This is a genomic window from Stenotrophomonas geniculata ATCC 19374 = JCM 13324 (assembly GCF_001431625.1).
In the GTDB taxonomy this organism is placed as follows: domain Bacteria; phylum Pseudomonadota; class Gammaproteobacteria; order Xanthomonadales; family Xanthomonadaceae; genus Stenotrophomonas; species Stenotrophomonas geniculata.
In genome coordinates this window covers 1-11,564 of the sequence record NZ_LLXT01000015.1, presented here as the reverse complement: position 1 = coordinate 11,564, position 11,564 = coordinate 1, and the positions used below count along the sequence as shown (strand labels likewise).

At 68.8% G+C, this 11,564-nt stretch carries 10 protein-coding genes; 7 read left to right on the top strand and 3 right to left on the bottom strand.

The features are described from left to right. Positions 1 to 52: 52 nt before the first annotated feature. Positions 53 to 1,549, bottom strand: coding sequence for an aldehyde dehydrogenase (locus tag ARC63_RS00960; protein ID WP_057502297.1), 1,497 nt, complete (start codon positions 1,547 to 1,549; stop codon positions 53 to 55). A 104-nt stretch (positions 1,550 to 1,653) separates the two neighbouring features. Here ARC63_RS00960 and aptA point away from each other — a divergent pair, with 104 nt between their 5' ends. The 6 genes from aptA to ARC63_RS00930 all read left to right on the top strand — a co-directional run bounded on the left by aptA (position 1,654) and on the right by ARC63_RS00930 (position 7,869). Then, complete coding sequence (aptA, locus tag ARC63_RS00955; protein WP_057502296.1) at positions 1,654 to 3,006, top strand: omega-aminotransferase AptA; 1,353 nt, start codon at positions 1,654 to 1,656, stop codon at positions 3,004 to 3,006. Between the two features lie 63 nt (positions 3,007 to 3,069). After that, positions 3,070 to 3,948 carry a ParB N-terminal domain-containing protein gene (locus ARC63_RS00950; protein WP_010486183.1) on the top strand — a complete coding sequence of 293 codons (879 nt, stop codon included), beginning with the start codon at positions 3,070 to 3,072 and terminating at the stop codon, positions 3,946 to 3,948. A gap of 124 nt (positions 3,949 to 4,072) precedes the next feature. Then, positions 4,073 to 5,359: a DUF445 domain-containing protein gene (locus tag ARC63_RS00945; protein ID WP_057502295.1), complete on the top strand. Its 1,287-nt coding sequence runs from the start codon at positions 4,073 to 4,075 to the stop codon at positions 5,357 to 5,359. A 244-nt stretch (positions 5,360 to 5,603) separates the two neighbouring features. Next, positions 5,604 to 5,918, top strand: a complete 315-nt coding sequence (locus ARC63_RS00940) for a DUF3649 domain-containing protein (RefSeq protein WP_053442764.1) — start codon at positions 5,604 to 5,606, stop codon at positions 5,916 to 5,918. Next, complete coding sequence (locus ARC63_RS00935; RefSeq protein WP_049482895.1) at positions 5,915 to 7,543, top strand: PepSY-associated TM helix domain-containing protein; 1,629 nt, start codon at positions 5,915 to 5,917, stop codon at positions 7,541 to 7,543. Before ARC63_RS00940 ends, ARC63_RS00935 begins: the two co-directional genes overlap by 4 nt. Further along, complete coding sequence (locus ARC63_RS00930) at positions 7,540 to 7,869, top strand: DUF3325 domain-containing protein (RefSeq protein WP_053442762.1); 330 nt, start codon at positions 7,540 to 7,542, stop codon at positions 7,867 to 7,869. The genes ARC63_RS00935 and ARC63_RS00930 overlap by 4 nt, the downstream gene beginning before the upstream one ends. 71 nt (positions 7,870 to 7,940) lie before the next feature. Here the strand turns inward: ARC63_RS00930 and rlmKL are convergent, their stop codons facing one another. Together rlmKL and ARC63_RS00920 are read right to left on the bottom strand one after the other, a co-directional pair. Further along, positions 7,941 to 10,079: a bifunctional 23S rRNA (guanine(2069)-N(7))-methyltransferase RlmK/23S rRNA (guanine(2445)-N(2))-methyltransferase RlmL gene (rlmKL, locus tag ARC63_RS00925; RefSeq protein WP_057502294.1), complete on the bottom strand. Its 2,139-nt coding sequence runs from the start codon at positions 10,077 to 10,079 to the stop codon at positions 7,941 to 7,943. A gap of 145 nt (positions 10,080 to 10,224) precedes the next feature. Then, positions 10,225 to 10,752, bottom strand: a complete 528-nt coding sequence (locus ARC63_RS00920) for an alpha/beta hydrolase (RefSeq protein WP_057502293.1) — start codon at positions 10,750 to 10,752, stop codon at positions 10,225 to 10,227. A 72-nt stretch (positions 10,753 to 10,824) separates the two neighbouring features. On the opposite strand from ARC63_RS00920, the gene ARC63_RS00915 reads away from it, so the two are divergent. Further along, positions 10,825 to 11,391 carry an N-acetylmuramoyl-L-alanine amidase gene (locus ARC63_RS00915; protein ID WP_057502292.1) on the top strand — a complete coding sequence of 189 codons (567 nt, stop codon included), beginning with the start codon at positions 10,825 to 10,827 and terminating at the stop codon, positions 11,389 to 11,391. The last annotated feature ends 173 nt before the right edge of the window (positions 11,392 to 11,564 follow it).

Here is an 11,564-nt window from a genome sequence, read left to right as displayed (position 1 = left end):
ACATAGGATCTCGACTCTACAAAGAGCGAACAGCCGTCCAGCAATCGCGTCGTTACAACTGGATCCAGGTAGCCTTGATCTCGCTGTACTTGTCGAACGCATGCAGTGACTTGTCCCGCCCATTGCCGGACTGCTTGTAACCACCAAACGGTGCGGTCATGTCGCCACCGTCCCAGCCGTTCACCCATACGCTACCCGCGCGCAGCTGTCGCGCGACCCGATGGGCGCGGCTGAGATCACGCGTCCACAGGCCCGCGGCCAGGCCGTAGCGACTGTCATTGGCCAGGCGCACCGCTTCGGCCTCGCCGTCGAAGCCGAGTACGGCCAGCACCGGCCCGAATACTTCCTCACGCGCCAAGGCCTGCTCCGGGCGCACCTGGTCGAACACTGTCGGCTGCACATAGCTGCCGCCGGCCTCGACCTCGGCCCGTCGCCCACCCAGCAGCAGCCGCGCGCCCTCGCCTTCTGCGCGTGCAATATCGTCCATCACCTTGTGCAGATGCGCGGCATCCACCAGCGCGCCCATCGGTGCATCGGCCTCCAGCGGATGCTGCGGCTGCATGTGCTGGCCATGGGCGATCACCTGATGCACGAAATCCTCGCGGATCGAGCGCTGGACCAGCAGCCGGGAGCCGGCAGTACAGACTTCGCCCTGGTTGAAGAAGATGCCCTGTGCCACCGCCTTGGCGGCGACGTCCAGATCGGGGGCGTCGGCAAACACCACATGCGGGCTCTTGCCACCGCATTCCAGCCAGACCCGCTTGAGGTTGGATCGCCCGGAATGCTCCAGCAGCTTCGCGCCGGTGGCAGTGGAACCGGTGAAGGCCAGCACGTCCACGTCCATGTGCAGGGCCAACGGTTCACCAACGCGCGCGCCGTGGCCCGGCAACACGTTCAGTACGCCCTCCGGCAGGCCCGCCTCGGCGGCCAGTGCGGCCAGCCGCAGCGCACTCAGCGGTGACCGCTCGGAAGGCTTGAGCACCACCGAGTTGCCCATGGCCAAGGCCGGTGCGATCTTCCAGCACGCCATCAACAGCGGGAAGTTCCATGGCACGATGGCCGCCACTACGCCAGCGGCCTCACGCGTGACCAGCCCCAGCTCGTGCGGGCCGGTGGGCGCGACCTCGCCGTACAGCTTGTCCACCGCTTCAGCGGTCCAGCGCAGGCAGCGCACCACGCCGGGCAGGTCGATACGGCGAGCGTCACGCACCGGCTTGCCCATGTCCAGGGTTTCCAGCAGGGCCAGTTCATCGGCGTGCGCTTCCACCAATGCCGCCATCGCCAGCAGCACGCGCTTGCGATGGGCCGGAGTGGCCTGCGACCAGTGGCCCGCCTCGAAGCTGCGTCGCGCGGCCAGGACCGCGCGCTCGACATCCTGCGCGTCGCAGTCGGCAACCGCGCCCAGCACGCGACCGTCGATCGGGCTGATGCAGTCGAAGCGGGCGCCACTGGCGGCATCGACATAGCGGCCGTCGATGAAGGCCTGGCCCGGCATCGACAGCTGGAGGGCCAGCGCCTGCCAATGGCTACGGTCGGGGAAATCAGCCATGGAAAGCTCCAACATTCAACGAGCCTTCGTTATACCGGGACCGCCGCGACTCCGCCGTGACGCGGCTGCGCTACATTCGTCGCATCGGACCCGACGGAGCTGGCATGAAGCGTCCCGAAAGCGACCTGCACGACCTGGCCACCCAGCGCCCCGAGTCACTGGACGCGTACTGGATGCCGTTCACCGCCAACCGCCAGTACAAGGCGGCACCCCGCATGCTGGTGCGCGCCGAAGGCATGCACTATGAGGATGTCGACGGCCGCCAGATCCTCGATGGCACTGCCGGCCTGTGGTGCTGCAACGCCGGCCATGCCCGCCCACGCATTGTCGATGCCATCGCCGAGCAGGCACGCACGCTCGACTACTCGCCGGCCTTCCAGATGGGCTCGCCGCCGGCCTTCGCGCTGGCGCAGCGACTGGCCGCACTGGCTCCGGGCCCGCTCAACCATGTGTTCTTCACCAGCTCCGGCTCCGAGGCGGTGGATACCGCGATGAAGATCGTGCTGGCCTACCACCGCCAGCGTGGCGAGGGCCAGCGCACCCGCTTCATCAGCCGCGAGAAGGCCTATCACGGCGTCGGTTTCGGCGGCATGGCACTTGGCGGGCTGCCCAACAACCGCAGGGCGTTCGGCCTGCAACTGGGTGGCGTGGACTACCTGCGCCACACCCTGGACCTGCCGCGCAATGCGTTCAGCAAGGGCCTGCCGCGCCAGGGCGCGGAACTGGCCGACGACCTGGGAAGACTGATCACGCTGCACGACGCCTCGACGATTGCCGCCGTCTTCGTCGAGCCCATCGCCGGCTCCGCCGGGGTCATCCTGCCTGCGCCCGGCTACCTGCAGCGCCTGCGCGAGCTGTGCGACCACCACGGCATCCTGCTGGTGTTCGATGAGGTCATCACCGGTTTCGGCCGGGTCGGCATGCCGTTCGCCGCGCAGCGCTTCGGGGTCACCCCTGACCTGCTGACCTTTGCCAAGGCGGTCAGCAACGGCGCGGTGCCACTGGGCGGCGTGCTGGCCAGCGACGCCGTGCATACCACGCTGATGCAGGCCCCGCCGCAGGCCATCGAGCTGTTCCATGGCTATACCCATTCCGGCCACCCGCTGGCCTGCGCCGCAGCGCTGGCGACGCTGGACATCTATGCCGAGGAGCGCCTGTTCGAGCGTGCCATCGAGCTGGGCGAGTACTGGCAGGAACGGCTGCATGCGCTGCAGGGCCTGCCCAACGTGATCGACATCCGCAACTTCGGGCTGGTCGGCGCGGTCGAGCTGGCACCGCGCCGCGATGCTCCCGGCAGCCGTGGCTACGAGGTGTTCCGGCGCTGCTTCCACGACGGCCGGTTGCTGGTGCGCTGCACCGGCGACATCATCGCGCTGTCGCCGCCACTGATCGTGGACAAGGCACAGATCGACCAGATCACCGGCACCCTGGGCGAGATGATCCGGGCCACCGCCTGAGCCCGGGCCAGCGGTGGCGAGCGGGTACAATGGGCGGTTCCGCTCCTGCTCGCTGCCGTGCCCATGGATATCGTCGTCAAAGAAGAACTCAAGGCCTACATCGACCCGCTGACCGCGGACGAACATGACGCGCTGGAGCGCAGCATCCTGGCCGAAGGCTGCCGCGATGCGCTGGTGCTGTGGGGTGATGTGCTGGTCGATGGCCACAACCGTTTCGGCATCTGCCAGAAGCACGGCCTGCCCTTCAACACCGTGCAGAACACCCGTTTCCAGAGCATGGAAGACGTGCACCTGTGGATGATCGAGCAGCACCTGGGCCGCCGCAGCGTGTCCGATTTCCAGCGCGGTGTGCTGGCGCTGCGCAAGCGCGACATCCTGGCCGCCCGCAAGCAGGTCGAGCAGGCCCAGCTGCAGCGCGAGAGCGACGGCACCGCCGACGTCGTCGTAGACGCGGGCGAGGACAGCCCGCCGTGGGAACCGGCGCCGAAGATCAGCCGCGCCGAGCTGGCCCGCGAGGCCAAGCTGAGCACAAGCCAGGTCGGCATGATCGAGCGCATCCACGCCCAGGCCGCGGCCGAGGTGGTGGAAGCGGTGAAGGCCGGCGTGATCTCGATCAGCGCCGCTGCGGCCGTGGCCGACCTGCCGGAAGACGAGCAGCGCGCTGCCGCCGCCGGTGGCAAGGACGAGCTGAAGCAGGCCGCCAAGCGCGTGCGCGAGTCCAAGCGCAAGCCGCGTGCACCGAAGCCTGAACCAGCCGAGATGGATTTCGAAGAACCCAGCGAGGACGAGGTGGCCAGCCGCGATGCCGAGGTTCTGTCGGCACTGGAACAGCTGGGCGAGGATGCACCGGCCCTGCGCCGTCGCGTGGTCGCGCTGACCCGCGAGAACGACACCCTGCGCGCGCAGCTGGCCGCGCTGCGCAAGCAGCTGGAAGCGCTCTAAGCGCTCTCGACGCGCTTCTGTAGAGCCGAGCCCATGCTCGGCTGCTCTTTTCCACGCGCAAGGCAGCCGAGCATGGGCTCGGCTCTACAGACAGGCGTCACCAAGCTGCGGTTAGACTTTCCGCATGACGCCTGCCCACGATCCGCGCCGCGCTCAGCTGCGGCGCCTGAAAGCCCTCGCGCTGGGCCTGTTGCTGTTGATGCTGGCCGGTTTCGCAATCAGCCACTGGCAGGGCGAGCGCGGCATCTGGGCCTGGGTCTCGGCCTTCTGCGAAGCAGCGGCCGTGGGCGCGCTGGCCGACTGGTTCGCTGTGGTCGCGCTGTTCCGGCGGCCGATGGGCCTGCCGATCCCGCATACCGCGATCATCCCGCGCAGCAAGGAACGCATCGGCGACAGTCTCGCCCTGTTCGTGCGTGACCAGTTCCTGGAGCCGGGCGTGCTGCTGGCCAAGCTGCAGGTGTTCGATCCAGCCAGCCGCCTCGGCAGCTGGCTGGCCGATCCGGCGCGCTCGCGGATGCTGGCCGACATGGCCCGCGGCTGGGCCCTGCAGGCGCTGGATTTCTTCGACGAAACCGCCGTACGCCGCCAGCTGCACACCTTTGTGGTGCAGCAGCTGCGGCAGTGGAATGCCGCCGCCACCGCCGGTGAGCTGCTGGCCCTGCTGACCGCCGATGGGCGCCACCAGCGCGTGCTGGACGAGGGCCTGCAGCGCCTGGGGCGCTGGCTGGAGCAACCGGAAGTGAAGGAGCGTGCTTCGCAGCTGATCGTGCGTCACATCCAGCGCGAGTGGCCCACCCTGTCGAGCACGGTGAACTGGGTCAAGCCGATCGACGAGATCGGCGACAGCCTGGCCGAGCGCCTGGCGCGGGCGGTGCTGGAAGAACTGCAGCAGGTGCTGGCCGAGCCACAGCATCCGCTGCGCCAGGACTACGAGAGCTGGCTGCAGAATTACGTGCAGCGCCTGCGCGAGGACCCGGCCCTGGCCGAGCGCATCGAGCAGCTAAAGCAGGAAATGATCGACCACCCCGCCCTGCAGGACTACGTGCAGGGCCTGTGGGCACGCATCCATGCCAGCCTGCGCGCCGATCTGCAGCGCGAGGATTCGGCGCTGGTCGGCCACCTGCAGCGCAGCCTCGCGTCGCTGGGCGCCAGCCTGCAGGCTGACCCGGCCCTGCGCGAGGCCCTCAACCAGCACCTGCTGGAAGGTGCGCAGCGCCTGACCGGCCGCCTGCGCGAGGGCGTGACCACGCATATCGCGCAGACCGTGAAGGGCTGGGACGAGCGACACCTGGTCGAGCAGCTGGAACTGAGTGTGGGTCGCGACCTGCAGTTCATCCGCTTCAACGGCACCCTGGTCGGCGGCCTGATCGGCCTGCTGCTGCATGCGGCAACCGTGGTGTTCAGGTTCTAGGCGTCGCCCCTCCTCGCGCTCATCATGCTTGATTCATAAAATGCGAATGCCTATCATTACTGATCGGTTGTACGCTTAGCCAAACAGGCGCGGAAGACGCGCCCATCGCCCGTGTACATCCCCGACCTCTGGGCTGCCCGTCTGCGCGGGCGGTGCTTCGTCGATGGGACACGCTGGGCGACATGCGCAGGGCGCAAGGGGGCCGCGGACGCGTTCCATCCCCTCCCCTACCTGCAGGAACGCCGTGGACCGCTCGCCCGCAACCGCCAGCCCCCGCACCTTCTTCTCCAACCCGCGCTGGGGCGTGCTGTCACGCTCGTTGGCTGCGATCTTCGGCGGCTATGCGCTGGCTTCGGCCACCAGCGTGTTCTGCGCGGTGGCGCTGCCCGGCGCACGCGGGCAGACCGTGCTGACCGGCATGCTGCTGGCCATTCTGGTCGCCGCCTGCGCGGCGTTGTGGGCGTTCGCCACCCGCAGCGCGCTGCGTGCGTGGGTCGGCATTCTCGCTCCCGCCCTGCTGATGGCTGCCATCGCGCGCATGCTGGGGGCCTGGGCATGAAGAACGGATTCCGCCAGTCGATGGCCTGGCTGCACACCTGGACCGGCCTGCTGGTCGGCTGGTTGCTGCTGCTGATTTTCATGGCCGGCACGGCCAGCTACTACCGCGAAGAAATCAGCCGCTGGATGCGCCCGGAGCTGCCGTCCAGCAACGTCAGCATCGACGTCGCCGCGCAGCGCGCGGTGGACTACCTGCAGGCCAACGCCGCGCAGGCCGAGAACTGGTTCGTCACCCTGCCGCAGCCGCGCAACCCGGCCATGCAGATGTTCTGGCGACTGCCCCCGGAACTGGCCGACCCCAGCCGTGGCCGTCGAGGCGGCTTCGGCGATGCCACGCTCGACCCCAACACCGGCCAGGCACTGAAGGCCCGTGAGACCCGCGGCGGTGATTTCTTCTACCGCCTGCACTTCGACCTGCACTACATCCCGGTGCTGTGGGCACGCTATCTGGTCGGCTTCTGCGCGATGTTCATGCTGGTGGCGATCATCACCGGCGTCATCACCCACAAGAAAATCTTCAAGGACTTCTTCACCTTCCGCAAGGACAAGGGCCTGCGCTCCTGGCTCGATTTCCACAACGTCAGCGCGGTGATGGCCCTGCCCTACCACGCGATGATCACCTACACCGGCATCGTCACGCTGATGATCATGTACCTGCCGTGGGGCGTGAAAGTCGCCTACCCGCAGGACGAGGACAAGTTCTTCAGCGAAGCCTTCGGCGGCATGCCGGAGGTGACCGCGCCGGCCGAAGGCCGCGCAACACCGCTGCCGATCGCGCAACTGCTGGACAGCGCGCGTGCGCATTGGCACGGCGTGGAAGTGGCCGGCTTCACCGTGTCCAACCCGGGCGCGGCCAATGCGGTCATCGACATCCGCCAGCGTGATGGCAAGCGCCTGTCCACCGACACCCCGGCCGTGCGCTACGACATGGTCAGCGGTGCATTGCTGGAAGAAACACCGCCCTCCGGTGGCGCCACCGCCACCCGCGGCGTGCTGTACGGCCTGCATCTGGCACGCTTTGCCGACTGGGGCCTGCGTGCACTGTTCTTCCTGTCCGGCCTGGTCGGCTGCCTGATGGTCGCCAGCGGCGTGGTGCTGTGGGCGGTGAAGGAACGTCCCAAGCATGCCAAGAGTGGACGCATCGGCTTCGGCCTGCGCCTGGTCGATGCGCTGAACATCGGCACCGTGGCCGGGCTGCCGATCGCCTTTGCCGCCTACTTCTGGGGCAACCGCCTGCTGCCGCTGGCCATCGCCGAGCGCTCGAGTGCGGAAGCCAACGTGTTCTTCTACGCTTGGGGCGGCGCGCTGCTGGCCGCTTTCATCTGGCCGAAGCGGATGATGTGGGCGTGGCAGCTGTACCTGGGCGCCGCCGCGTTCGCGCTGGTGCCGGTGGTCAACGCGCTGACCACGCATGCCCACCTGGGCGTCACCCTGCGCAACGGTGACTGGGTGCTGGCCGGCGTTGATCTGTCGATGATTGCCTTCGGCGCGATGCTGGCGATGTGCGGCTGGCGCATGCAGCGCTGGACGCCACCGCTGAGTGCGGCCGAGAAGAAGAAGCGCGCGGCTGCCGCAGCAGCGCCGAAGGCATCCGTCGAAGCGGCCGAAGCGGAGGCCAGCGCATGATGCTGCTGGCTCTGACGCTGTCGTTCTCTGCGTTCACCGCCCTGTCGCTGGCGATGGAAAAGCACCAGCACGACCTGCACGGCAAGGCTGCAGCTCCCCCGGCACGGCGCACGCAGTGGCGGGTGCTGGGCTGGGCCCTGCTGACGGTGGCGTTCGCGTTGTGCGTGGTCGACCATGGCTGGGCGATGGGCCCGGTGCTGTGGCTGGGCACGATGACCCTGGGCGGTGTGGCGCTGTCGTTCGGGCTGTACCCTTACCGACCGAAATGGATCGCGCCGCTGGCGATCGCGTTGCCGGTGGTCGGGCTGGTGGTGGGGTTGCTGTAACCGCCATCCACGCATGGCGTGGATCTACTGGCCAGATAGGTGGTGCCGGCCATCGGCCGGCACTGGCGGACTTACCCCAACCGCTTCAGTTCCCACGCGCGGTGGATGCGCGCGTTGCGCTCGAAATCCGGACCGATGGTGCGCGCGGTGATCTCGCGGCACTGGGCGAATTCGGCGATGGCGTTCTCTTCCAGCTTGAAGCGGCGGAAGTTGTTCGAGAAATACAGCACGCCGCCCGGTGCCAGCCGCGCCACGGCTGCGCGCAGCAGCTTCAACTGTTCGCGCTGCACATCGAAGTCATCGGCACGCGCGGAGTTGGAGAAGGTCGGCGGGTCGCAGAAGATCACGTCGTACTGGCCACGGTCGCCTTCCAGCCAGGCCATGGCATCGGCCTGCACCAGCAGGTGCTGGTTGCCGCCCTGCCCGTTCAGCGCCAGGTTGTCGTAGCACCACTGCAGGTAGGTGGCCGACAGGTCGACGCTGGTGGTGCTGGCGGCACCGGCCACCGCGGCCTGCACGCTGGCCACGCCGGTGTAGCAGAACAGGTTGAGGAAACGCTTGCCGCGCACCTGCTCGGCCATCATCCGGCGCAGCGGGCGATGGTCGAGGAACAGGCCGGTATCGAGGTAGTCGAACAGGTTCACCTGCAGCAGCGCGTTGTTCTCGCGCACCACGATGAACTCGTCACGCTGCTCGAAGCGGCCGTACTTGCTGCCGCCCTTGCCGCGCTCGCGCGACTTCATCGAGACCTGCTCCGGCGGCACGCCGAACACTTCACGCGCAGCGGCCAGCAGTTCGTTGCGGCGACGGCGCACGTCGTTCTCCGGAATGGCGGCCGGTGCGGCGTATTCCTGCACGTGCAGGAAGGTACGGCGCTTGCCGCCGTCTTCCTCGTAGACGTCGATGGCGGCGGCGTACTCCGGCAGGTCGGCGTCATAGGCGCGGAAGCAGGTGATGTCCTCGCGGGCACGCCAGCTCTTGAACTTCTTCAGGTTCTTGCGCAGGCGGTTGGCCACCATCTGCGCACCTTCGCTCAGCTCGCGTGGCTGTGCCGGATCGCGGCCCGGCACCGCGATCGGGTCGCAGACGATCAGCGCGCATTCCAGCGCACCGTTGAACATCTGGTACTTCTTGCCCGCACGCAGACCGGTGGCGAAGGCCAGCTCGTCGTTGCCGCACAGCAGGCTGGCACGCCACTGCGGCACGGCCTTCTGCAGGGCGTTGCCCAGTGCGCGGTACAGCGCCGGATCGGCGGCCAGGCGCTCGTCGTACGGCGGGTTGCAGACCACCGCGCCGATCTCCTGCTCCGGCGCGGCCAGGTCGGCGACGTCGGCGCGGGTGAAGCGGATCGCGTGGGCGACACCCGCCACTTCCGCGTTCTCGCGTGCCGCCTGGATCGCGGTCGGGTCGATGTCGCTGCCATGGATGACCGGCTTCAGCGCGGCCAGGCCTGCGGCCTCACGGTCACGCGCTTCGCTCTGGATGGTCTTCCAGGCGGCCTTGTCGAAGCCCAGCCAGCGGCTCGGCGGCAGGCTGCCATGGCGCATCAGGCCGGGAGCGACGTCGGCGGCCATCAGCGCGCCCTCGATCAGCAGCGTGCCGCTGCCGCACATCGGGTCCAGCAGGCCACCACCGGCGGCGTGCAGGCGCGGCCACTGCGCGCGCAGCAGCAGCGCGGCAGCCAGGTTTTCCTTCAGCGGTGCCTCGTGGGCGGCACCGCGCCAGCCACGGCGATGCAGCGGGCCGCCGCCGAGGTCGATCGACAGCGAGGCGCGGCCCTTGCGCAGTGACAGGTTGACGCGCACGTCCGGCAGGTCGGTGTTGACCGAGGGGCGTTCCAGCCCCTCATCGCGCATGCGGTCGACGATGGCGTCCTTGATCCGCTGGGCGGCAAAGCGGGCGTGGGTGATCTTGTCGCCGGACACATGTGCGTCCACCGCCAGGGTCATCTCCGGCTTGATGTGCTCATGCCACGGCAGCGCACGCACGCCGTCATACAGGGCCTGCTCGTCCGGGCACTCGAACTCGTCGATCGGCCACAGCACGCGGCTGGCCAGGCGCGACCACATCACGATCCGCAGCGCCTGCTCCAGTTCGCCCTCGGCGTTGACGCCGGCAATGGTGGCAGTGGCCTTGGCAAGGCCCAGGACCGACAGTTCATCGGCAAGCAGGTATTCCAGGCCCTTGGCGCAGGAGACGAAGAATTTCACGGAATCGGTTCGCAGATGGTCGGGCGCGGCACAGGGGCCGGGCCAGTCGGAAAGGAGGGCCGTAGGCACGGCCGGCAGGCCCGCGCCGGGGGCGGCGGGGCTGTCATTGTAGTCAAAGCGGGCGGGCGCGCCGTGCGCCCGGGCTTCACAGTTGCCGCAGCAGGCGCTCGAAGGCCTGCGCGGAGGCCTCCACGTGGTGCTCCAGGCGGTGACCGTCGTCGACCAGCAGCAGCTGCGCCGAACGCGCCTGCGCCCAGGCAATCACCCCGGCGGCCGGGACCACGTCGTCATGCCAGGCCTGCACCACCGTGGTCGGCACCGCCGCGGCATCCAGCGCCGGCATCGGGCCCATGGTGGTCGGCGGCACCATTAGGAACAGGCCGGCCACAGGCACCTGCAGCGAGGCGATGGCGGAGATGTAGGCGCCCAGGCTGGAGCCGGCCAGCACCACCGGGCCCTGCTGGGCGGCGATGGCGGCGCGTTCCACCAGGCGCTGCAGCCGGGTGCGCACGTCACCCACCCGGCTGACCTCGCTCATCGCGTCCAGGTCGGTGTAGTCCGGACGTTCATGGGTCCAGCCCAGGCGTTGCGCCACGTCGGCCAGCGCGGTGACCTTGGTCGCTTCCGGGCCGCTCTCGAAACCGTGGGACAGGATGCAGTGGCCGCGGCTCATGCGCGCGCTCCGTGGGAGCGGGTCGGCGGCGAAAGAGGAGGCAGGTTCATGCCGCAATGCTAGCATCGCTGGATGCCCAACCCGCTCCTTCCCGGCCTGCAGCTGCAGCCCCTGCCCTATCAAGACCGCCTGCCGCTGCGCGACCCGGCCACGCTGGAGATGGTGGTGATCCACTGCACCGAGCTGCCCGATCTGGCGATGGCCCGCGAGTACGGCGAGCGCGTGCTGTATGACAGCGGCGCCGGCAACAGCGGCCACTTCTACATCGACCGCGATGGCAGCGTGGTGCAGTACGTGGCACCGGAACGGGTGGCCCACCACGTGCGCGGCATGAACGCGCATACGCTGGGCATCGAGCTGGTCAACACCGGGCGCTACCCGGACTGGTTCGACAGCCGCCATCAGGCGATGGACGAGGCCTACACCGAGGCACAGCTGGCGGCGCTGGAGGCGCTGCTGCTGGCGCTGGTGGCGCGCTATCCGTCGCTGCGGCGGATTGCCGGGCACGACCAGCTGGATCTGGAGCAGGTGCCGGCCAGCGATGATCCGACGCTGATGGTGGCGCGCAAGCGTGATCCGGGACCGTTGTTCCCGTGGGCGCGGGTGCTGGCGAAGGTGCCGCTGCAGCCTGTTGGGTAAGCGGCAGGGCTGCGCCCTGCACCCGCAGAGGCAACGGCCGAAGCAAGGGCAACAGCAGGATCCCTGGGATGGCGGGGTGGGGCCCGGTGGGGGGGGGGGGGGAAACCCGTCCCCGGGGGCGCGGGCGGGCCCACTCCGGGGCGCACCCCCCCACCCCGCCGCCCCCCCCCCCC